Below are 20,668 nucleotides of genomic sequence, written 5' to 3'. Positions count from 1 at the left end.
GTCAGGTCCAGCGGGTCGAGGCGTAGACCACCACGTTGTCGCGATAGGACCGCGCGGCGGCGTCGAACGCGCCGCCGCAGGTGATCAGGCGCAACGCGGCGCCCGGGGCGGGACCGTAGACGGCGTCGGTCGGGAAAGCGTCCTTCGGGTAGCGCTGCACGGCGTCGACGACGAAGCGGGCGGCGGCGCCGTCGGAGCGCTCGACGCGGATCTCGTCACCGGGCCGAAGCTCGCGCAGGCGGAAGAACGGCGCCGGCCCGGACCGGGAGTCCACGTGGGCGGCGATCACCGCCGGCCCGGGATCACCCGGTGCCGGGCCGGCGGCGTACCAGCCGACGTCGGCGAAGCTTGCCGGCGCCCGCAGCTCGTGCGCCGGGCCGAGGGCGAGCGGGACCAGCCCGCGCACGTCGATCGCGATCGCCGGGATCGTCAGGCGGACCGGGCGCACGTCCGCCGAAGGAAGCAGCGGTCCGACACTGCCCGCGGTCGGAACGGGCGAGGTCGGCACAGTGGCGGTGGGCTGAGCGGAGGCCGGCGTCACGGCCGGGACCACTGTGGACGGTGCCGGCGTGCACGCGGCGCAGACCAGCGTGACCGCGCAGCACACCCGGATCAGGTCAGCGCGCACGGCCTTCCCGAATCCGCCGGACCAGCGGCGTGAGCACCAGCACGAGCAGGAACAGCCCGACGCCGCCCGCGAACCACCGTTCGGAGTGGTCGCCGCCGGACGCGGTGGCGCCGCCTCCGGTCTCGACGCCGAGCTTCGGCGGGTTGGGCAGGCCGGCGCCGTCGGAGATCGGGGTCGCCCTCAGCGCGCCGTTGTCCTGCGTCACCAGCAAGGTGGTCGACGAACCGGCCGCCACGGGGACGTCGGCGTTCGCCTTGACGCTGCCGCTCGTCAGCTGCACCGGGACGGTGCCTTCCGGCACCTCGGCGTACGGCGTCGTGTCGCCGTAGGCCGCGTTCGTGGCGAGTGCCATGCCGCCCGCCGCGCCGACGGTCACCGGGGCGGGTGCCGCCGACCCCTCGACCACGCGCACACGGCCCTTGCCCGCACCGGGCGCGGTGAGGTCGTCGGTCACGAGGCTGCCGTGCAGCGTCCCGTCCGGACCGTTCTCGAACACCAGCAGCGAGTAGGCGTTCTGCTGCTCCACGGAGATCGTGGCGCTGAGCGCGGGCGCGGTCGTCGGCGCGGCGTCGGCGGGCCGCATCGAGAGCGTGTACTGACCCGGGTCCAGCGACGAGTACGGCGTGACGGCGCCGTAGCCCGCCTTGCGGATCACCACCTTCTCGGGTTGCCCGAACGGCGCGAAGTAGATGTCGACCGGCGGCACCCCCGGCGACAGGTGCCCCACGCGGATCCAGCCGACGCCGGGTCCGGGGCCGGTGGCGGCGCCCGCGGCGGGAGCGATCGTGCCCAGCAGCAGCCCGGCGGCCGCGAGGAGACCGGCGGGTCTCAGGAAGGTTCGAAGACGCATCGGAGGGACCTTTCGGAGGATCAGGGTGCGGTGAACGAGGTGAGCAGGCCGGGCGGGGCGAACGGCGGGTAGGTGACGAGCACGCCGCCGGCCGTCCGCACGACCGAGGCCGGGCGGAACACGGCGCGCTGCCCGGCGTAGAAGCGAGTGGCCGTGTCGTCGGCGCCGGTGACGAGCACCTGCCGGCGCGGCTGCCCCGCCGCGTCTTCCCCGGGCACGGGCGGGAACGCCGCCACCCGCACCGGCTGCTGCGACGCGAACGCCGCCAGCGTCGAGATCAGCCGGGGATCGAGATCGCCCCGGCTGAGCACGGCCCGCGTTTCCGGCACGCAGTTCACGCGTCCGGACCTGGTGAGCGCGGCGCCCGCGAGGGCCCGCGCGGTCTTCTCGCCGTTCTGCTCCGGCGCGAGCACGGGCGGCCCGAGCCGGGCGACGGTGACCTGTCCCGCGCCGTTGCCGAACACCGCCGCCGCGTCAGGAGAGTCCACTGTGGACGTCCGGGCGAGCGCCGATGGGGTGAGCGCGGCCCAGTCGGGCGGCGGGTTCGCGCCGGCCGCCGTGACGAGCAGCCCGGTCGGCCAGCCGCCGGCCGCCAGCGTGGTCCAGGTGGTGTCGTCGACGAGCACGCGGGAGCCCGCGGCGTTGGCCTGCAACCAGGTCCGGGCCTCGACGGCCGGGTCCGCGCCGGCGGGCCCGGGGCGCAGCGCGGTGAACCCGCGGGCCCAGCTCAGCCCGAACGCCGCCGTCAGGACCACCACGCCCACGGCGACGCCGGCCGCGGGCCGTGCGGGCGCGCGCCGGTGCTCCGGTTCGTGGTGCGCCGCGACCACGGCGTGCGCCACCCCGGCCGCGACCAGCGGCGTGAGGGGCAGCAGCAGGGCCAGCACCGCAGTGGCCGGCAGATCCGGGACCGTGAGCAGACCGGCCACGAGCAAACCCGACACCGCGAGCGGCCGTACCGTCGCCACGAACAGACCGGCGATCAACGCGAGCACCGACACCGCCGTGAGCGCCGGGTCGAACACCAGCCACCGGGGCAGGGCCGGCTCGCCGCCCGTGGCGAGGACAGGGCGTAACCACGCCGCCAGCGGGCCGAAGGCGACGCCGAGGCCGAGGTTCACCACCACCGCGACCAGCCCGGCCCGTGCCGGGGCACGGCGCAGCAGCAGCCAGCCCGCGGCGGGCAGGAGGAGCAACGCCGGCGGTGAGGTCAGCACGGCGGCCAACAGGCAGCCCGCGCCCAGCACGTCCTCGCCGGGCGAGCGGGGCGCCGGTCCACTGTGGTCGCCGGTTTCGTTCGCGGCACGGAGCGGAGCGGCGACGAGGCACAGGCCGGCCAGCGCCCACATCACCGCCAGGTGCTCGACGACCACCACGTGCTGCAGCCCGATCGCCAGCGGCGACCCGGCGAACAGCACCGCGGCGAGCAGGCCCGCCCAGCGCGGCAGGCCGAGCCGACGGGCGAGCAGCCACAGCAGCACCGTCGTCACCACCGCGGCGACGACCATCGCCTCGCGCACCGCGGCGGCCGGGGTCGCCGCGCGGTCGAAGGCGTGGGAAAGCATCGTGTACCCGGCGAGCTGGAGTTGCCCGAACGGGCTCACGCCGGCCGTGGTCGAACCACCGAACGCCGTGAGGTGGCCGAGGGCGTAGGCGCGGGCGACAGTCGTGGCTTCCCCGGGCAGCGCCGGCGTGGTCGCGGCGAGGTAGACCACGCGCAGACCGCCCGCGAGGGCGAGCAGGCCCAGGAGGAGATCGAGCGACAGCAGGCGGGTTCCGTCCGCCGCGGCGGGATCGCCGCGGCCTCGGGAAATCGGCGCGGGGGACCGGCCCGGGAACGTGATCCCCCAGCTCTGCTGGGCCATCCGGACGATCGTAGTTACGGAGAATCACGAGACCAGACCTGTGCGCCGGAGGTCATCCGAACGGCCTAACCCCGGCGTAACTCGTTGTGCAGCACGAATTTTTCCGACTGCTCAGGCCATTCAGGTCTGGACAAACGACCGCGACAACGCGAGCGCGACCGTGCGCACCGCCGGGGCGACACGCTCCGTGCGCATCCTCGTCGCCCAGCCGGTGATGGAGATCGCCGCGACCGCCGTGCCCGCGGCGTCGAGCAGCGGACTCGCGGCACAGACCACTCCGACGCCGGACTCCTGCGTTCGAACGCGACGCCCTCGGCGCGGACGCGCGCGAGCTGGCGGCGCAGCAACCCCGGTGCGGTGATGGTGCGCCGGCTGATGCGGGGGAGACCGGCGTCGATCACCTGTGCCACCGACGGTTCCGGCGAGAACGCGAGGATGGCCTTGCCGACGCCGGTGGCGTGGGCCGGGAAGCGGCCGCCGATGCGCGACGGGCACATCCGGGGCGTCCGGACCCCGCAGCACGTCGAGGTAGACCACCTCGGTGCCCTCCAGCATGGCGAGGTGCACGGTGTTGCGCGTGGCCTCGCGCAGGTCGGCCAGCGACGGCCGCGCGGCCTCGACCAGACCGCGGCGGCGGATCGCGAGCTGGCCGATCTCGAACAGCCGCAGCCCGAGCCGCAGCGCGCTGCCGTCGGGTTCGAGCAGGCTGGTGTCGCAGAGGTGGCGGGTCAGGCGGTGCACGGTCGTCTTCGCGAGCCCCGTCCGCCGCGCCAGCTCCGACACGCCGACGGTGTCGTCGCCCGGGCGGAAGGCACCCAGGATCGCCGCGACGCGCGAGGCGACGAGGCCTTCGGCGCCGTTCCGTCCAGTGGTACGCACGGGTTGAGTGTGCACCGCCGCGGCGAGGACCGTCGGAAAACATGGCGGAACGCAAGGTGACGGCAGCGATCGTCGGCCCCGGCAACATCGGCACGGACCTGCTCGCGAAGCTGCGGCGCAGCGAGAAGATCGACGTGCGGTACATGGTCGGCGTCGACCCGGCGTCCGACGGGCTCGCCCGCGCGGCGAAGCTCGGCCTGGAGACGTCGGCGGACGGGGTCGACTGGCTCCTGCGCCAAGGCGAACTGCCGCAGCTCGTTTTCGAGGCGACGTCGGCGAAAGCGCACCTCGCGCACGCGCCGCGTTACGCCGAGGCCGGCATCCGCTCGATCGACCTGACGCCCGCGGCCGTCGGCCCGTTCACCTGCCCCGCCGTGACTCCGCCGGAGCGACTCGACGTGCCCGACCTCAACCTCATCACCTGCGGCGGCCAGGCGACGATCCCGATCGTGCACGCCGTCGCCCGCGTGACGCCGGTGCCGTACGCGGAGATCGTCGCGTCCGTGTCCTCGCGCTCGGCCGGACCGGGCACGCGCGCGAACATCGACGAGTTCACCGAAACCACCGCGCGCGGGCTCGAACAGGTCGGCGGCGCCGTCAAGGGCAAGGCAATCATCGTCATCAACCCGATGGACCCGCCCATGATCATGCGCGACACCGTGTTCTGCGCGGTCGGCCCCGACGCGGACTTCGCGGCGATCACGGACTCGATCCACCGGATGGTCAACGAGGTCCGCCGGTACGTGCCCGGCTACACGCTCAAAGCCGATCCGCAGTTCGATCCGCCGCGTCCCGAGTGGAACGGCGTCGCGCGCGTCGGCGTATTCCTCGAAGTCGCGGGCAACGGCGACTACCTGCCGACCTACGCCGGCAACCTCGACATCATGACGGCCGCCGCGGCCCGCGTCGGCGACCTGGTGGCCGCGGAACTGGTGACGGCATGAGCGCGCCCCTCGGGAACCAGCCCGCCAGGAACCCGCCGGTGCGACTGGTCGACACCACCTTGCGCGACGGCAGCCACGCCATGGCCCACCGCTTCACCGAACGCCAGGTGCGCGACACCGTCCGCGCGCTCGACGACGCCGGGATCCCGCTCATCGAGGTGACCCACGGCGACGGCCTCGGTGGTTCGACCTTCACCTACGGCTTCTCCGGCACCGACGAACGCGAGCTGATCGCCGCGGCCGTCGACGAGGCGAAGCACGCGAAGATCGCCGTGCTCCTGTTGCCCGGCCTCGGCACCGTCACCGACCTGCGTGCCGCGGCGGACCTCGGCGCCGGCGCCGCCCGCATCGCGACCCACTGCACGGAAGCCGACGTGTCCGTGCAGCACTTCGGTGCAGCCCGTGACCTCGGCCTGGAAACCGTGGGATTCCTGATGCTGGCGCACCGGTCGGCCCCGGACGACCTCGCGAAGCAGGCCCGGATCATGGCCGACGCCGGCTGCCAGTGCGTGTACGTGGTCGACTCCGCGGGCGCGCTCATCCTCGAAGAAGCGGCCGATCGCGTCGCCGCCCTCGTCGCGGAGCTGGGCGACGACGCGCAGGTCGGCTACCACGGGCACCAGAACCTCAGCTTCGGCGTCGCCAACTCCGTGCTCGCCCACCGGGCCGGCGCGCGGCAGATCGACGGCTCGCTCGCCGCCCTCGGCGCGGGCGCAGGGAACTCGCCGACGGAGGTGCTCGCGGCGACGTTCGAGCGGCTCGTGATTCCGACCGGCGTCGACAAGGACGTGCTGATGGCCGCGGCCGAGAACGTCGTGAAGAAGTACCTGACCCGGCTGCCGGTGATGGACCGCTCGTCGATCGTGCAGGGCTTCGCCGGTGTGTACTCGAGTTTCCTGCTCCACGCCGAACGCGCGGCGGAGCGCTACGGCGTGCCGGCGCACGAGATCCTCTACCGCGTGGGCGCGGAGCGGTACGTCGGCGGCCAGGAGGACCTGATCATCGACATCGCGTTGCGGCTGCGGGCGGAACGAGCCACATGAGCTCAAAGGCCGAACTCGTCCGCCCCGAGCACCAGCCGGACGCAGTGGGCCACGAGCCGGTCCCGGCTCACCCGCAGCGTGCCGTCGAGGTAGGCGATGAACACGTTGCTCAGTGCGCCGACCAGCCCGATCGACACGAGCTGCCGGTCGGTCTCGTCGCCGTGCGAGAGCTGTTCGCCGACGAGCGCCGCGAACGCCGGCAGCAGGTGCAGGCCGCGGCGGGTCAGCGCGGGATCGGTCAGGGGCGCGAGCAGCAGCACGCGGCCCTGGCGCGGGTCGTCGACCATGAGGGCCACGAACGCCCGCACCGCGCGTTCCGCCCGCTGCCGCGGATCGGGTGCGTCGCGGATCGCGTCGACCAAAGCTTCCCGCGCCCGCTCGCCGACGTGCTCGTACACGGCCGCGACGAGCTCCTCGCGGTCGGTGAAGCTCTCGTAGAAGTAGCGCTCGGTCAGGTGGGCCTGGCGGCAGACCGCGCGCACGCTGACCGCGGCGGAGCCCTCGGTGCCGAGCAGGTCGAGGCCCGCGGCGACCAGCTGGTCCCGCCGCGCCGCCTTCCGATCGTCCAGCGTCGTGCCCGCCCACGTGCGGCCCGGCATACCCACTCCCGTAGTTGACCACGCCTGTTGTCACATCCTAACCTGACAACAGGCGTAGTCAGTTCATCGGCACGATCGCAGGGAGCCGCCATGCCGGGGGAGGAACCCGAACCGCTGGGACCGGACTCGCTCACGTGGCGCTACTTCGGCGACTGGCGCGGGCTGCTGATCGCCCTGTGGGCCGGGTCGATGCAGAACATGCACCCGGGTCTCGGCGCCGGCGTCGAGCAGCACTCGCGGTTCTTCGAGGAACGCTGGCAGCGGCTGTTCCGCTCGCTCTACCCGATCGGCGGCGTGGTCTACGACGGCCCGCGCGCCCACCGGACGGCGCTCGAAGTGCGCGGCTACCACAACCGGATCAAAGGCGTCGACGCGCAAGGCCGCCGCTACCACGCGCTCGACCCGGACACCTTCTACTGGGCCCACGCCACGTTCTTCGTCAGCACGATCCTCATCGCCGAGAACTTCATGGGCGGCATCGGCGAGGAGGACAAGCGCAGGCTGTTCGACGAACACGTGCGCTGGTGGCGCATGTACGACCTGACGATGCGTCCGGTCCCCGAGTCCTGGGAGGACTTCCGGCGGTACTGGAAGCACATGTGCGCCGAGGTGCTGGAGGACAACAAGGCCACCCGCGACGTCCTGGATCTGCGCGGCATCGCGAAACCGCCGTTCCTGCCGTGGCTGCCCGGCGTGCTGTGGCGGCCGGTCTCGGCGGTGATCGCGAAGCAGTTCGTGTGGCTCACGGTCGGGCTGTACGACCCGGAGATCCGCGACCTTCTCGGCTTCACTTGGACCGCTCGCGACGAACGCCGGCACCGCTTCGCCGGGCGCGCGATCAACGCGGTGTTCTCCCTCGTGCCGCACGACCGCCGCTACCACCCGCGGGCGCGCGCCGGCTGGCGGCGGGCGAGGGGTGCGGTGGCCGCGGACGCGCCCGTGGTCGACACTCCACGGAGGAACCTGCCGCCCGTCGGGGAGCGCGGGAATCCCGAGCACTACTCGCCGAACATCTGAAGCACGGAGGGCTGCATGAAGCTGGGTTACCACCTCGGGTACTGGGGGAGCGGCCCGACGCCGGGCGCGCTGGAGGCCGTGCTCGAGGCCGAGCGCCTCGGGTTCGACTCGGTGTGGTCGGCGGAGGCCTACGGCTCCGACGCGTTCACCCCGCTCGCCTGGGCCGGCGCGTCGACCAGCCGCGTGAAGCTCGGCACCAACATCGTGCAGATGTCCGCGCGCACGCCCACAGCCACCGCGATGACGGCGCTGACGCTCGACTACCTCTCCGGCGGCCGGTTCGTGCTCGGGCTCGGCGCATCGGGCCCGCAGGTGGTGGAGGGCTGGTACGGCCAGCCGTACCCGAAGCCGCTCGCCCGCACGCGCGAGTACGTGGGGATCATCCGGCAGGTGCTGGCGCGCGAGGCGCCCGTGACGCTGGACGGGCAGTTCTACCAGCTGCCGCTGCAGGGTGGTGCCGGGCTGGGCAAGGCGCTCAAGCCGACCGTGCACCCGCTGCGCGCCGACCTCCCGATCTACCTCGCGGCCGAGGGACCCAAGAACGTCGCGCTGTCGGCCGAGATCTGCGACGGCTGGCTGCCGTTGTTCTTCTCGCCCAAGGCCGACGCGTTCTACCGCAAGGCTCTCGCCGAGGGGTTCGCCCGGCCGGGTGCCCGGCGCAAACCCGAGGACTTCGAGGTGCCCGCGTCGGTGCCGGTGATCGTCCACGACGACGTGGAGGAGGCGGCGAGCTGGATCAAGCCGGCGCTCGCGTTGTACATCGGCGGCATGGGCGCCAAGGCCGTGAACTTCCACCACGACGTGTTCGCACGCCTGGGTTACGAGGAGGTGGCCGACAAGGTGCAGGAGCTCTACCTCGCGGGGCGCAAGGACGAGGCCGTCGCCGCGATCCCGACGTCGCTCGTCGAGGACACCTCGCTCGTCGGCCCGGCCGCGAAGATCCGCGAGGAGCTCGCTGCCTGGGAGGACACAGTGGTCACGACGCTGCTGCTGCGCGGCGACGCGGGATCGCTGACGAAGGTGGCCGAAGCTCTGTCGTGAGCAGGGCACGGGGCGAGGTCGGCCCGGTACTCGCGGTGCATTACGACGGTGGCACGATTCCCCCCGACCACTACCGGGGAACGGCGAAGATCCACTAGGCATTGCGTTCGTCGGACCGCCCTCGAGGAGGACCCTTGGCGCCGCTGCCCCGCCGGACGCGTTTCCGCTACTCGCTCGGCTCGTTCGTCACCGGATCTTTCGGCACCGTGCCGGGTCTGCTGCTCCTGCCCTACCTCACGGACACGATGGCGGTGCCCGCCGCGGCGGCCGGCGTGATCGTGTTCGTGCCGAAAGCCTGGGACGTGATCTTCAACCCGATCGCGGGCCGCATGTCCGACGCGGACGTCGTGCGCACCGGCAGCCGGCGGCGGTTCCTGCTGGGCGGGGGCGTCGGGGTCGCGGTGCTGTTCTTCGCGCTGTTCGCGCACCCCGGGTTCGGCAAGCCCGCGATCGACGCGACCTACGTGGTGATCGTGTTCTTCCTGTGTGCCACCGCGTACGCGTTCTTCCAGGTGCCGTTCAACGCGCTGCCGGCGGAGCTCACGGACTCGGCCGAGGAACGCACGAAGCTCACCAGCGTGCGCATCGGCGTGCTGGCCGTGGCGATCCTCGTGTCCGGCGGCGCGGCCCCGGCGATCACCGACATCCTCGAAGGTGTGGCCGGTTACCGGGTGATGGGCCTGGTGATGGCCGTGATCATCCTGCTCGCCACCCTGGGTGTCTACTTCGGTCTGCGCGGCGCGCCCGTCGGCTCACTGCGGCCGAACGCCGTGAGCTTCAAGCAGCTGATCCGCACGATCGCGCAGTGGCGCCCGTTCTGCTGGCTGATGGGCTCGTACTTCATCCAGGCGCTGGGCATCGGCACGGTGCTCGCCGCGATCCCGTACTTCGCCGAGCACGTGCTGGGCGACCCCAGCTATCGCACGGTGCTGTTCGTGGGCTTCGTCGGCCCGGCACTGATCACGATGCCGCTGTGGCCGCGGCTGGGCAAGCGCTGGGGCAAGCTCGTGGGCTTCCGCATCGCGACGGTCTCCTTCACCGTCGGTCTCCTCGGGATCCTCTTCGCCAAGGACATCCCGTTCGCGGTGACGATGGTGTTCGTGGCGCTGGCGGGCATCGGGTACGCCGGGATCTCCGTGTTCCCGCTGGCGATCCTGCCCGACCTCATCAGCGCCGAAGAGGAACGCACCGGAGAGACCCGCGCGGGCATCACGGCCGGCGTGTGGACGGCCTCGGAGACGTTGGGGCTGGCGCTCGGCCCGGGCCTGTTCGGATTGGTGCTGCAGGCCGGTGGCTACGTGTCGAGCACCGACGCGACGACCGCGCAGCCGTCGTCGGCGATCACGGCCATCACCGTGGGCTCCTCGGTGCTGCCCGCCGTGCTCATCGCGCTGGCGATCCCGCTGCTGCGCCGCAAGGTGCTCGAGCCGCGGCCGGTGGAGCCGCAGCGGTGACCGACGTCCTGGCCGAGCTGCGGGAGCTGCGCGCGGGCGACCTGCCGACGCACGGCGGGCACACGCTCGCCTACGTCTACGACAGCGGTCTGTCCGAAGTGGACGAGATCGCGGCGGCCGCGCACGCGCTCGCGTCGTCGGCCAACGGGCTGGACCCCACGGCGTTCCCGAGCCTGCTGCGCCTGGAGAACGACCTCGTCGGACGCGCGGCCGGGCTCCTGGGCGGCACGGCGGAAACCGTCGGCACGGTGACGTCCGGCGGGACGGAGTCGTGCCTGCTCGCGGTGCTGGCCGCGCGCGACGCCCGGCCGGAGATCACCGCGCCGAGCATCGTGCTGCCCGACACCGCGCACGCCGCGTTCCACAAGGCGGCGCACCTGTTCGGGCTGCGCAAGATCGTGGTGCCGGTGGACCCGGAGACCTTCCGGGCGGTGCCTTCCGTGATGGCGGCGGCGATCGACGAGTCCACCGTGCTCGTCGTGGCGAGCGCGCCGTCCTACGCCCACGGTGTGGTCGACCCGATCCCGGAGATCGCGGCCGCCGCGGCTTCGCGCGGGGTGCGCATGCACGTGGACGCGTGCATCGGCGGCTGGGTGCTGCCGTACTTCGCTCGCCTGGGTGCCGACGTGCCGCCGTTCGACTTCCGCGTGCCGGGGGTCACGAGCATCTCCGTGGACCTGCACAAGTACGCCTACTGCGCCAAGGGCGTCTCCGTGCTGCTGCACGCCAACGCCGAGCTGCGCCGAACGCACTACTTCGCCAGCGCGGCCTGGCCGGGCTACACGATGCTCAACCCGACGTTGCAGAGCACGCGCTCGGGCGGCCCGCTCGCGGCCGCGTGGGCCGTGGTGAACCACCTGGGCGAAGACGGCTACCTGCGTCTCGCGGAGGTGACGCGCTCGGCGGTCGCGCGCATCCGCGCCGGCGTCTCGGCCGTCGCGGGCCTGCGCATCCTGGGCGACCCGGACTCGACGCTGATCGCCTTCACGGCCGCGGACGACGGCTTCGACCTGTTCACCGTCGCGGACGAGATGAAGGTGCGCGGCTGGTACGTGCAGCCGCAGTTCGCCCACGGCCACTCGCCGCTGAACCTGCACCTCACGATCACGGCCGCGAACCACGGCAGCGAGGCCGAGTTCCTCGCCGACCTGACCACCTCGGTCGCCGCGGCCCGCGAAACCGGCCCGACCCCGGTGGACCCGGCCGTGGCCGCCTTCGTGGCGGCCCTCGACCCGCAAACCCTGACGGCCGACCAGTTCGCGGGCCTGCTCACCGCCGCCGGCCTCGTCGGCGACGCCGGCCTGCCCGAGCGGATGGCCCCGATCAACGCGCTCCTGGCCACCGCGGCGGAACCCCTGCGGGAGCGCCTGCTGCTGGAATTCCTGGGCGCGCTGTACACACCCTGACCGGCTGCCCCGGGCATCGACCCGGGACAGCCGGTGCGACCTACTGGTTGCGGGAAGCCAAGCCGGCCGGCGCCGAGGCCAGGGCGGTGTGGATCGCGTCGGCGAGGGCGAGGGCGTCCTCTTCGGTCAGCTCCAGCGCGACGCGTGCGGCCGGGCCCATCGCCGGGTTGCGGAAGTCGATGTTCACGGTGTGGGCGAAGCGGGCGTGCGTCGGGTGGTCGACGTAGACGGTGGCTTCGTTGACGCTGTGCCAGCCGGTCGCGCTCTTGCCGCTGCCCTCCACGGCGAACTTCTCGGTGAGGTAGGTGCACATGGGAAACGTCCTTCCTGAAGGGCGGGGTCAGGCCGCGAGGTGCCGGCCGTAGAAGTCGAGGATCTTGGCCCAGCCGTCCACGGCGGCCTCCGGCCGGTAGCTCGGGCGGTCGACGGCGAAGAACGCGTGGCCGGCGCCGTCGTAGGTGTGGAACTCGTGTTCCTTGCCGAGGCGGTCGAGCTCGGCGGCGAGCTTCGCGGTCTCCTCGGGCCCGGGATACTGGTCGTCGGCGCCGAAGAGGCCGAGCAGCGGGGCCGACAGCTGCGGCGCGAGGCCCAGCAGCGGCTTCATCGACGCGGGCATGCCGGCCGGCGGCTCGTTGACCACGAAGGCGCCGTAGCAGTCCACGGCCGCGTCGACCTGGGTCGAGCACGCGACGAGGAACGTCTGGCGGCCGCCGGAGCAGTGGCCGATCACGCCGATCTTGCCGTTGGCGTTGTCCAGGTTCTTGAGGTACGCGGCCGCGCCCTCGACGTCGCCGACCAGGCGCTCGTCGGGCACGCCGCCGTTGGCGCGGACGGTCGCGGCCGCGTCGTCCGGGCTCGCGCCCGGCGCCTCGCGCGAGTACAGGTTCGGGCACAGCGCCGAGAACCCCTCGGCGGCGAAGCGGCGCACGATCTCCTTGGTGGCCGGGTCGTAGCCGGGCATGTGGTGGATCACCACGACGCCGCCGCGCGGAGCGGGGTCGAGCGGGCGCGCCAGGTACGCCTCGATCTCGTCACCGCCGTGGCCGGTGATCGTGACGGTGCCGGCGGTGAGCGTGTCGTTCATCCGTTCTCCTTGTCCGGGGTGCTGCGTTGCTCGCCCGCGCGCGGGGCGAGGTCGGGGTGGAAGTAGCGCTTGCCGCGCGACACCGAGGCGAGGGCCGCGACGAGCGCCATCACGGCGGCCGCCGTGAAGACGGTGACCAGTCCGTTGTGGAACGGGCCGGAGATCAGCTGCGGGAAGAACTCCTTGCCGGTCAGCGCCGCCGAGTCGCTCGGCGACAGTCCGGAAAGGACACCCGGGCCGAGCAGGTGCGCCACCGGGTTGCTGCCGAGGAACGCCGCGAACAGCGTGCTCACGGGCGGCAGCTGGGCGACGGTCGCCGCGACGTCGGCGGGTACACCGTGGGCCTGCAGCCCGCCGGTGAGCGTGGCCGGCAGCGAACCGGCCAGCCCCGCGATCATCAGTGAGAAGAACACGCCGATCGACAGCGCCGTGCCGGAGTTCTGGAACGTCGAGCGCATGCCGGAGGCGACCCCGCGCTGGTGGTCGGGGACGCTGCTCATGATCGCCGAGGTGTTGGGCGCCGAGAACATGCCCTGCCCGATCCCGCTGAGCACCAGCAGCGCCGCGAACACGGGGTAGGAGAAGTCCACGGGCAGCGCCAGCAGACCGAGGAACGCCGCCGCGACGAGCACGAGCCCGCCGGTCGAGAACAGCCGCGCGCCGAACCGGTCGGACAGGTAGCCCGACACCGGGCCCGCGATGAGGAACCCGACGGTGAGCGGCAGCAGGTAGATCCCCGCCCACAGCGGCGTCTTCTCGTACTCGTAGCCGTGCAGGGGCAGCCAGATGCCCTGCAGCCAGATGATGAGCATGAACTGCATGCCGCCGCGCGCGATCGCCGTGAGCAGCGCCGCGAGGTTGCCCGCGCTGAACGCCCGGATCCGGAACAGCGAGAGCTTGAACATCGGGTCCTTCACCCGCGACTCGATCACGCCGAACACCACGAGCAGCAGCACGCCGGCGCCGATGCCGCCGAGCACCCACGGGTTGCCCCAGCCGGTGGCCGCGTTTCCGTAGGGCTGGATGCCGTAGGTGATCGCCGCGAGCAGCACACCGGTGCCGAGCGCGAAGGTGATGTTGCCGCCCCAGTCGACGCGCGCCCGCCGCGGCTTGCCGATCTCGCGCAGGCTGCGGATCGACCACACCGTGCCGAGGATGCCGAACGGCACGCTCACCCAGAACACCGCGCGCCAGTCGATCTCGGCGAGCAGACCACCCACGACGAGGCCGAGGAACTGCCCGGCCAGCGCGGTGATCTGGTTGATGCCCAGTGCCATGCCGCGCTGTTCGCGCGGGAACGCGTCGGTGAGGATCGCGGCCGAGTTGGCCGTGAGCATCGACCCGCCGACGGCTTGGACGATGCGCCAGCCGATCAGCCACAGCGCGCCCTGGCCGCCGTGGAACGGGTCGAACGACAGCGCCACCGAGGCGACGCTGAAGATCACGAACCCGACGTTGTACATCTTCACGCGGCCGAACATGTCGCCGAGGCGCCCGAGGGTGACCACGAGGACCGCGGACACCAGCAGGTAGCCCAGGATCATCCAGAGCAGGTAGCCGATGTTGGCCGGCGCGAGCGGGTCGAGCCCGATGCCGCGGAAGATGGCGGGCAGCGAGATGATCACGATCGACCCGTCGAGGGTCGACATGAGCACGCCGAGAGTGGTGTTGGAGAGGGCGACCCACTTGTACCGGTCGCCGCGGCTGGTGGCCGTGGTCGTCACAGTTCGTCCGCCAGGCGTTCGAGCAACGGGATCACCTCGAGCAGTCGGTGGCGTTCCTCGGCGCTGAAGCCGCCGGCCAGGGCCTGGGCGACGCGCTGGGTGCTGAGGGAACGCCGGTCGGTCAGGAGTTTTCGGCCGGTGGCCGTCACGGACATCAGGACGCGGCGGCCGTCGGCGGCGTCGGGGCTGCGGCTCACGAGCCCGCGTTCGACGAGCCCGGCCAGGGTGACGCCCATGGCCTGCGGCTTCACCCGCTCCTGCTCGGCCAGGTAGCCGGGCGTCGAGGGCCCGTCGCGGTCGAGCCGCGAGAGCACGGAGCTCTCCGAAAGCGTGGCCTCGCCGGCCACGTAGCCCTGCCGCATCCGCCGCACGAGCCGCCCGAGCGCGACCCTCAGGTCGGCGGCGGCCTCCACGAGATCCTTGCTGATCCGATCCGGCACATTAATCAACCTAGACTGATAAACCTGGGTTGATCAACCTTCGCGAAACACCCCTAACCGCACCGAATCGCCCAGTTCAGACGGGGGTGTGTCCGGCGTGGACCCGGCCCGAACAGCATGATCACGCCGGGTGGTGAACGATCAAGGAACTCCCGGGAACACGAAGGCCGCGCGACCTGTGACGCGGGTCGCGCGGCCTTCGAAACCGTCTGTCCTCAGTGGACGTGCACGGGCTCCCACTCGGGGAAGGGGTCCGCTGCCACCGGTTCGTCGGTGAGGCAGGCCTCGAGCGCGGCCAGCAGCGGGTCGCCGGCGAGCCCGACGCCGATGAAGACCAGCTCCTGCTGCGGCGCTTCGGCCACGCCCTGTGGTTCGAACCGCGCCACCGCGCCCGCCTGCGACCACAGGCCGAGCACGCCCGGTCGCGACGCGAGCGTGAAGAACCCCTTGGAGCGCAGCACGGTGCCGAACTCGCCCGAGTCGAGGCGGGTCGTGACGAAGTCCCACAGCGCCACCGGGTCGAACGCCCGCCCGGCGCGGAACACGACGCTGGAGATCCCGTACTCCTCGGTCTCCGGCACGTGGTCGCCGTTGAGCTCCGCGACCCAGCCCGGAGCCTGCTGCGCGCGCAGCGGGTCGTGGCGGCCGGTGCCGAACACGCGCCCGAGCGGCACCCGCCCGAACTCCGCGGTCACGACGTCGGCGCCCGGGTTGAGCCGGCGCAGCGCCGCCGCGAGCCGGCCGGCCTCGGCGGGGGAGACGGGGTCGGTCTTGTTGAGCAGCAGCACATCCGCGAACTCGACCTGGTCCACGAGCAGGTCGCTGACCGTGCGCTCGTCGCCCTCGTACTGGTCCAGGCGGCGTTCGGCCAGCGAGTCGCCGCCGGCCAGCTCGCGGCCGAAGTTCACGGCGTCGACGACGGTCACCATCGTGTCCAGCCGCGCGCCGGACAGTGCCGGCGTGCCGTCGTCGCCGGGGAAGGAGAACGTGGCGGCGACCGGCATCGGCTCGGAGATGCCGCTCGACTCGATGAGCACGTGGTCGAACCGCCCGTCGGCGGTCAAGCGCGCGACCTCGTCGAGCAGGTCCTCGCGCAGGGTGCAGCAGATGCAGCCGTTGGTCAGCTCGACCAGGCGCTCCTCGGTGCGGGAGACGCTGTCGCGCACGAGCGCGGCGTCGATGTTGACCTCGCTCATGTCGTTCACGATCACCGCCACCCGCAGGCCTTCGCGGTTGGCGAGGATGTGGTTGAGCAGCGTGGTCTTGCCCGCGCCGAGGAAGCCCGACAGGACGGTGACGGGCACGCTCACCGGTCGAGCCGCTGGAAGTGCTTGATCAGGCGGCGCGGCACGAGCTTGCGCTCGCCGTCCACCGTGATCGGCACCAGGTCGGGCACCGCCGCCTTCCACTGCGCCCGGCGCGCGCGGGTGTTGCTGCGGGACTTCTTCCGCTTCGGCACGGCCATCAGCGCGCACCGCCCTTCTCGCGACGGCCGTAGCGGCGGTGGAACTTCTCGACCTGGCCCGCGGAGTCGACGATCCGCTGGTTGCCCGTCCAGAACGGGTGCGACCACGAGCTGATGTCCACGACCACGAGCGGGTAGGTGTTGCCGTCGCTCCACTCGATCGTCCGGTCGGACGTGACGGTGGAGCGGGTGAGGAACGCGTCGCCCGTGGCCGAGTCGCGGAACACCACGGGGTGGTAGTCGGGGTGGATGCCGGGTTTCACTGCGGGTCTTCCTTCCGGTTCGCGGCGTTGACGTGCCGCTCTTCGTCTTCTTCGTCGGTTTCGGTCGCCTCGCACGGGTCCTCGTGCCACTCGCCGAACGGGTCGGGGTAGCTGCGCCAGGCAGCTTCTCCCCCCGCCAGCTCGGCGTCGGTGAGCAGCGCGGCGTGCAGTGCCTCCTCGATTTCCCGGGGTGGCACCAGGTCCGTGACCACCACGAGCTCCTGCGCGCGGTCGCCGTGCACCGGGTGCCAGCGCAGCGACGCGAGCGTGCGGCGTTCCGCGGAGACGTCGGCCCAGTCGGGGCCGTCGGGCGAGGCGAGCCACGGGCCGGCGTGCCCGATCGCGAGGCCGCCGCCGGCCGACTCGAGCCAGAACGCGATGTCGGGCTGGCTCGCGACCCACGCGCGGCCGCGGGTGCGGATCACGCCGCCCAGCAGCGTGTCGATCGCCTCGTGGAGGCGCTCGGGGTGGAACGGCCGCTGCGAGGTGAACGTGAGGACCTCGATCCCGCAGTCGGCGTGCAGCGGCGGCTGGCCCCGCAGGAGCGCGCCGTGCAGGTCGACGACCTCGCCGCGCCGCGAGTCCGCGGGCACGGCGGCGAACAGCAGCCCGGCGTTCGCGCCCTTCAGGACGACGCGGGGGACCGAGGGTGCGACGCGGTCGAGCACGGCGGCGGTCTTCGCGGCGCACCACGCGTCGGGCACCTCGCCCGCCAGCACCAGCACGTCGGCGAACTCCACCTGCGCGAGCGCGACCTGCGCGACGCTCCGCTCGTCCTCGGGGGAGCCGAGCAGGCCGCGTTCCAGGAGCAGCTCGTCGCCGGACGCGTCGGTGAGCCAAGTGGCGCGGTCGACGGTGGTGAACACGGCCTCGATCTCGACGTCGTCGCTCACGGGCCGGTCGCCGACCAGCACGTTGGCGATCGCCCAGCTCACCGGCTCCGGCTCCATCGCCTCGTCGAGGCGCAGCACGATCCGGTCCACCTCCGGCCGCCGGGCGAGGCGGCGAAGCAGCGGCAGGAGGTCTTCGCGCAGCGTGCAGTTCACGCAGCCGTGGGCGAGCTCCAGCGCGGTGAGCTGGTCTCGGGGGCCGAGGCGGATCCGCCTGCGGACGATGCCGCTGCCGATCTGCCGCAGGTCGTGGTGGACCACGGCGACGCCGGGGCCGGCGCGGCGCAGCAGTTCGGCGAGCTCGTCGTTGCCTTCGGCGGCGAGCCCGCTGACGAGCACGAGCGGGACACGCGGGTGTGGGGTCACTGAAGCTCCAGTCGACGGGACGGGGTACGGTGGCCAGCGTAATTGAAAACGAATATCACTATCAACTCGGGAGGGTCCGTGTCAGCCGTGTGCCAGGTCACCGGCCGCAAGCCGGGCTACGGCAAGCAGGTCTCGCACTCGCACCGCCGCACCTCACGGCGCTGGGAGCCGAACCTGCAGACCCGCCGTTACTTCGTGCCGAGCCTCGGCCGGACGGTGCGGCTCAAGGTGTCGGCGAAGGACATGAAGACGATCGACAAGCGCGGGATCGACGCGGTTGTCGCGGAGCTGGCCGCGAAGGGGGTGAAGCTCTAGATGGCGAAGAGCACCGACGTCCGGCCGATCATCAAGCTGCGGTCCACCGCGGGCACCGGCTACACGTACGTGACGAAGAAGAACCGGCGCAACGACCCCGACCGGATGGTCCTGCGCAAGTACGACCCCGTGGCGCGCAAGCACGTCGAGTTCAAGGAAGAGCGCTGATGGCGAAGAAGTCGAAGATCGCGAAGAACGAGCAGCGGAAGGTGATCGCCGCCCGCTACGTCGAGAAGCGGCGGGCGCTCAAGGCCGTGATCGCCTCGCCGCACTCGTCGGCGCGGGACAAGGCCGACGCCGTGGTGGCGCTGCAGCTGATGCCGCGCGACGCGAGCGCCACGCGCCTCCGCAACCGCGACACCGCCGACGGCCGCCCGCGCGGCTACCTGCGCAAGTTCGGCCTCTCGCGCGTGCGCATGCGGCAGATGGCGCACAACGGCGAGCTGCCCGGCGTCTCGAAGTCGAGCTGGTGAGCCGGATGCCGAAGCACGAACGCGCGCCCCGCAAGCGGGCGAACCCGTTGCACACCCGGGGGATCACCGAAGTCGACTGGAAGGACGTCGACCTGCTGCGGATCTTCATCTCCGACCGCGGCAAGATCCGCGCCCGCCGCGTGACGGGGCTGACGCCGAAGCAGCAGAAGCAGGTGGCCTCGGCCATCAAGAACGCGCGGGAGATGGCGCTGCTGCCGTACCCCAACTCGGCGCGCGGCTGACGAACCGGCGTCCCGGGAGCCGGCGTGCCAGACTCGGCGCATGGCTTCCGGGACGCCGTCGGACGAGGAGCTCGACCTGTGGGCCCGCGTGTTCACCATGGCGCGCGAGGGCGACACGGAACGCCTCGTCGCGTACGTCGACGCCGGCATCCCCGCGAACCTCGCCAACGACCGCGGCGACACCCTGGTGATGCTCGCCTCGTACCACGGGCACGCGGACACGGTGGCCGTGCTGCTGGCGCGCGGTGCGGATCCGAACCGGGTCAACGACCGGGGCCAGAGCCCGCTCGCCGGCGCCGTGTTCAAGGATGAGCCCGACGTCGTGAAGGCGCTGGTGGCGGGTGGTGCCGATCCGCACGCGGGCACGCCGTCGGCGGTCGAGGCGGCGACGATGTTCGGCAACACCGGGCTGCTGGCCCTGCTGCAGCGCTGAGCGAGCGCGGCAGGCAGACTTTCCGGCTATGGACGACCCGCACTACCTCTCCGGACTCCAGCTCGCCGGCCGCCGCGTCGTGATGGTCGGGGGCGGCTCGGTCGCCCAGCGCCGCCTCCCGAGGCTCATCCGCGCGGGCGCGCGGGTGGAGCTGGTCTCGCCGCACACCACGCCGTCGGTGAGTGCCATGGCCGACGCGGGCGAGCTGGTCTGGCACGAGCGCCGCTACGCCGAGGGCGACCTCGCCGACGCCTGGTACGCGCTCGCCTGCACCGACGACCCCGAGGTCAACGCCGCCGTGTGCGCCGAGGCCGAACGCGAGCGCGTGTTCTGCGTGCGCGCCGACGAGGGGGAGTCCGGCAGCGCCGTGACCCCGGCTTCGGGCCGCCACGGCGGGCTGCTGTTCGGTGTCCTGTCCGGCGGTGAGCCGCTGCGTTCGGCCGCCGTGCGCGACAGCATCCTCGACGCCCTGCACGCCGGCACCGTCATCGACGGCCGCGCGCCGCGGGACACCGACACCGAGCTGCCGGGCGTCGCCCTGGTCGGGGGCGGCCCGGGTGACCCGGACCTGATCACCGTCCGCGGGCGCCGGCTGCTCTCGCGCGCCGACGTGGTGGTCGTCGACCGCCTCGCCCCGCGTGAGCTGCTCGACGAGCTCGCGCCGGAGGTCGAGGTCGTCGACGCCGCGAAGATCCCGTACGGCCGCGCCGCGAGCCAGGACGTGATCAACAGCACGCTGATCGAGAAGGCCAAGGAGGGCAAGTTCGTCGTCCGGCTCAAGGGCGGCGACCCCTACCTGTTCGGCCGCGGGTTCGAAGAGGTCCTGGCCTGCGCCGAAGCGGGCGTGCCGGTCACCATGGTCCCGGGCATCACGAGTGCGTTCGCGGTCCCCGCCGTCGCCGACGTGCCGGTGACCCACCGCGGGGTCGCCCACGAGGTCGTGGTCGTTTCGGGTCACGTCGCCCCCGGCGACCCGCGCTCGCTGGTCGACTGGTCGCTGCTGGCCGGCCTGCGCGGCACGATCGTGCTGATGATGGGCGTCGAACGCCTGCCCCAGTTCGCCTCGGCGCTGCTCGACGGCGGCCGTCCCGCCGACACGCCGGTCGCCATCGTCGAGGACGGCACCATGCGGACGCAGCGCACGCTGCGCTCCACGCTGGGGCAGGTGGCCGGAGAAGCGGCCGCCGCGGGCGTGCGGCCGCCGGCGGTGATCGTCTTCGGCCCGGTGGCCGGACTGGCGAAGTGAC

Annotated in this window: 24 protein-coding genes and 3 pseudogenes; 12 read left to right on the top strand and 15 right to left on the bottom strand. The window is 72.5% G+C overall.

The window, feature by feature from the left end; genetic code table 11:
- Position 1 precedes the first annotated feature (1 nt).
- The 6 genes and pseudogenes from ACQPXB_RS26085 to ACQPXB_RS26060 form a co-directional block, all read right to left on the bottom strand.
- Positions 2–628 carry a class F sortase gene (locus tag ACQPXB_RS26085; protein WP_366576338.1) on the bottom strand — a complete coding sequence of 209 codons (627 nt, stop codon included), beginning with the start codon at positions 626–628 and terminating at the stop codon, positions 2–4.
- The gene (locus tag ACQPXB_RS26080; protein WP_432844751.1) at positions 618–1,478 is read right to left on the bottom strand and encodes a DUF4397 domain-containing protein; all 861 of its coding nucleotides are present in this window, start codon (positions 1,476–1,478) and stop codon (positions 618–620) included. The genes ACQPXB_RS26085 and ACQPXB_RS26080 overlap by 11 nt, the downstream gene beginning before the upstream one ends.
- Before the next feature lie 20 nt (positions 1,479–1,498).
- Positions 1,499–3,343, bottom strand: a complete 1,845-nt coding sequence (locus ACQPXB_RS26075; RefSeq protein WP_432844750.1) for a glycosyl transferase — start codon at positions 3,341–3,343, stop codon at positions 1,499–1,501.
- A gap of 120 nt (positions 3,344–3,463) precedes the next feature.
- Positions 3,464–3,646: pseudogene (locus ACQPXB_RS26070) on the bottom strand (IclR family transcriptional regulator domain-containing protein); the annotation flags it as partial.
- 72 nt (positions 3,647–3,718) lie between these two features.
- Positions 3,719–3,840 (bottom strand): annotated as a pseudogene (locus ACQPXB_RS26065) (IclR family transcriptional regulator domain-containing protein); the annotation flags it as partial.
- 19 nt (positions 3,841–3,859) lie between these two features.
- A pseudogene (locus ACQPXB_RS26060) lies at positions 3,860–4,222 on the bottom strand (helix-turn-helix domain-containing protein); the annotation flags it as partial.
- 41 nt (positions 4,223–4,263) lie between these two features.
- Between ACQPXB_RS26060 and ACQPXB_RS26055 the strand changes: the two are divergent.
- Both ACQPXB_RS26055 and dmpG read left to right on the top strand, forming a co-directional pair.
- Positions 4,264–5,166, top strand: a complete 903-nt coding sequence (locus tag ACQPXB_RS26055) for an acetaldehyde dehydrogenase (acetylating) (protein ID WP_432844749.1) — start codon at positions 4,264–4,266, stop codon at positions 5,164–5,166.
- On the top strand, positions 5,163–6,209 hold the full coding sequence (gene dmpG, locus ACQPXB_RS26050) for a 4-hydroxy-2-oxovalerate aldolase (RefSeq protein ID WP_432844748.1): 1,047 nt from the start codon (positions 5,163–5,165) through the stop codon (positions 6,207–6,209). Before ACQPXB_RS26055 ends, dmpG begins: the two co-directional genes overlap by 4 nt.
- Positions 6,210–6,211: 2 nt before the next feature.
- Here the strand turns inward: dmpG and ACQPXB_RS26045 are convergent, their stop codons facing one another.
- Positions 6,212–6,808: a TetR/AcrR family transcriptional regulator gene (locus ACQPXB_RS26045; protein WP_432844747.1), complete on the bottom strand. Its 597-nt coding sequence runs from the start codon at positions 6,806–6,808 to the stop codon at positions 6,212–6,214.
- A gap of 90 nt (positions 6,809–6,898) precedes the next feature.
- Here ACQPXB_RS26045 and ACQPXB_RS26040 point away from each other — a divergent pair, with 90 nt between their 5' ends.
- The 4 genes from ACQPXB_RS26040 to ACQPXB_RS26025 all read left to right on the top strand — a co-directional run bounded on the left by ACQPXB_RS26040 (position 6,899) and on the right by ACQPXB_RS26025 (position 11,726).
- Positions 6,899–7,825, top strand: a complete 927-nt coding sequence (locus ACQPXB_RS26040; protein ID WP_432844746.1) for an oxygenase MpaB family protein — start codon at positions 6,899–6,901, stop codon at positions 7,823–7,825.
- 15 nt (positions 7,826–7,840) lie between these two features.
- Positions 7,841–8,866, top strand: a complete 1,026-nt coding sequence (locus tag ACQPXB_RS26035; RefSeq protein ID WP_432844745.1) for an LLM class F420-dependent oxidoreductase — start codon at positions 7,841–7,843, stop codon at positions 8,864–8,866.
- 134 nt (positions 8,867–9,000) lie between these two features.
- Positions 9,001–10,320, top strand: coding sequence for an MFS transporter (locus ACQPXB_RS26030; RefSeq protein ID WP_432844744.1), 1,320 nt, complete (start codon positions 9,001–9,003; stop codon positions 10,318–10,320).
- Positions 10,317–11,726 carry a pyridoxal phosphate-dependent decarboxylase family protein gene (locus tag ACQPXB_RS26025; RefSeq protein ID WP_432844743.1) on the top strand — a complete coding sequence of 470 codons (1,410 nt, stop codon included), beginning with the start codon at positions 10,317–10,319 and terminating at the stop codon, positions 11,724–11,726. Before ACQPXB_RS26030 ends, ACQPXB_RS26025 begins: the two co-directional genes overlap by 4 nt.
- A 40-nt stretch (positions 11,727–11,766) precedes the next feature.
- On the opposite strand, the gene ACQPXB_RS26020 is transcribed toward ACQPXB_RS26025, so the two are convergent.
- The 8 genes from ACQPXB_RS26020 to mrf form a co-directional block, all read right to left on the bottom strand.
- Positions 11,767–12,039, bottom strand: a complete 273-nt coding sequence (locus ACQPXB_RS26020) for a DUF6295 family protein (RefSeq protein ID WP_220240918.1) — start codon at positions 12,037–12,039, stop codon at positions 11,767–11,769.
- A 27-nt stretch (positions 12,040–12,066) separates the two neighbouring features.
- Positions 12,067–12,810: a dienelactone hydrolase family protein gene (locus ACQPXB_RS26015; RefSeq protein ID WP_366576318.1), complete on the bottom strand. Its 744-nt coding sequence runs from the start codon at positions 12,808–12,810 to the stop codon at positions 12,067–12,069.
- Complete coding sequence (locus ACQPXB_RS26010; RefSeq protein WP_366576316.1) at positions 12,807–14,534, bottom strand: MFS transporter; 1,728 nt, start codon at positions 14,532–14,534, stop codon at positions 12,807–12,809. Before ACQPXB_RS26010 ends, ACQPXB_RS26015 begins: the two co-directional genes overlap by 4 nt.
- The gene (locus tag ACQPXB_RS26005) at positions 14,531–14,974 is read right to left on the bottom strand and encodes a MarR family winged helix-turn-helix transcriptional regulator (RefSeq protein ID WP_366576314.1); all 444 of its coding nucleotides are present in this window, start codon (positions 14,972–14,974) and stop codon (positions 14,531–14,533) included. The genes ACQPXB_RS26010 and ACQPXB_RS26005 overlap by 4 nt, the downstream gene beginning before the upstream one ends.
- 215 nt (positions 14,975–15,189) lie before the next feature.
- Positions 15,190–16,284, bottom strand: a complete 1,095-nt coding sequence (locus ACQPXB_RS26000) for a GTP-binding protein (RefSeq protein ID WP_432844742.1) — start codon at positions 16,282–16,284, stop codon at positions 15,190–15,192.
- Positions 16,281–16,439 (bottom strand): 50S ribosomal protein L32, encoded by a 159-nt coding sequence (rpmF, locus tag ACQPXB_RS25995; protein WP_220240910.1) that lies wholly within the window; start codon positions 16,437–16,439, stop codon positions 16,281–16,283. Before rpmF ends, ACQPXB_RS26000 begins: the two co-directional genes overlap by 4 nt.
- Positions 16,439–16,702: a type B 50S ribosomal protein L31 gene (locus ACQPXB_RS25990; RefSeq protein ID WP_366576310.1), complete on the bottom strand. Its 264-nt coding sequence runs from the start codon at positions 16,700–16,702 to the stop codon at positions 16,439–16,441. Before ACQPXB_RS25990 ends, rpmF begins: the two co-directional genes overlap by 1 nt.
- Complete coding sequence (gene mrf, locus ACQPXB_RS25985) at positions 16,699–17,958, bottom strand: ribosome hibernation factor-recruiting GTPase MRF (RefSeq protein WP_432844741.1); 1,260 nt, start codon at positions 17,956–17,958, stop codon at positions 16,699–16,701. The genes ACQPXB_RS25990 and mrf overlap by 4 nt, the downstream gene beginning before the upstream one ends.
- A gap of 78 nt (positions 17,959–18,036) precedes the next feature.
- Between mrf and rpmB the strand changes: the two genes are divergently transcribed.
- From rpmB to cobA, 6 genes are read left to right on the top strand one after another with little or no spacing between them, the layout of a single operon-like run.
- On the top strand, positions 18,037–18,273 hold the full coding sequence (rpmB, locus tag ACQPXB_RS25980; RefSeq protein WP_432844740.1) for a 50S ribosomal protein L28: 237 nt from the start codon (positions 18,037–18,039) through the stop codon (positions 18,271–18,273).
- A complete protein-coding gene (rpmG, locus tag ACQPXB_RS25975) occupies positions 18,274–18,441 on the top strand; it encodes a 50S ribosomal protein L33 (protein WP_003091682.1) in 168 nt (55 codons plus the stop codon).
- Entirely contained in the window at positions 18,441–18,746 is a 306-nt protein-coding gene (gene rpsN, locus ACQPXB_RS25970; RefSeq protein ID WP_432844739.1) for a 30S ribosomal protein S14, read from the top strand. The genes rpmG and rpsN overlap by 1 nt, the downstream gene beginning before the upstream one ends.
- A gap of 5 nt (positions 18,747–18,751) precedes the next feature.
- Entirely contained in the window at positions 18,752–18,988 is a 237-nt protein-coding gene (rpsR, locus tag ACQPXB_RS25965; RefSeq protein WP_364048880.1) for a 30S ribosomal protein S18, read from the top strand.
- A 40-nt stretch (positions 18,989–19,028) separates the two neighbouring features.
- On the top strand, positions 19,029–19,421 hold the full coding sequence (locus ACQPXB_RS25960; RefSeq protein WP_432844738.1) for an ankyrin repeat domain-containing protein: 393 nt from the start codon (positions 19,029–19,031) through the stop codon (positions 19,419–19,421).
- Between the two features lie 28 nt (positions 19,422–19,449).
- Positions 19,450–20,667 (top strand): uroporphyrinogen-III C-methyltransferase, encoded by a 1,218-nt coding sequence (cobA, locus tag ACQPXB_RS25955; protein ID WP_432844737.1) that lies wholly within the window; start codon positions 19,450–19,452, stop codon positions 20,665–20,667.
- The last annotated feature ends 1 nt before the right edge of the window (position 20,668 follow it).

This window comes from Amycolatopsis sp. CA-161197, from assembly GCF_050942255.1.
Taxonomy (GTDB): Bacteria; Actinomycetota; Actinomycetes; order Mycobacteriales; family Pseudonocardiaceae; genus Amycolatopsis.
Note: the sequence above shows the minus strand (reverse complement) of the source record. Positions and strands in the feature narration are given on the sequence as shown.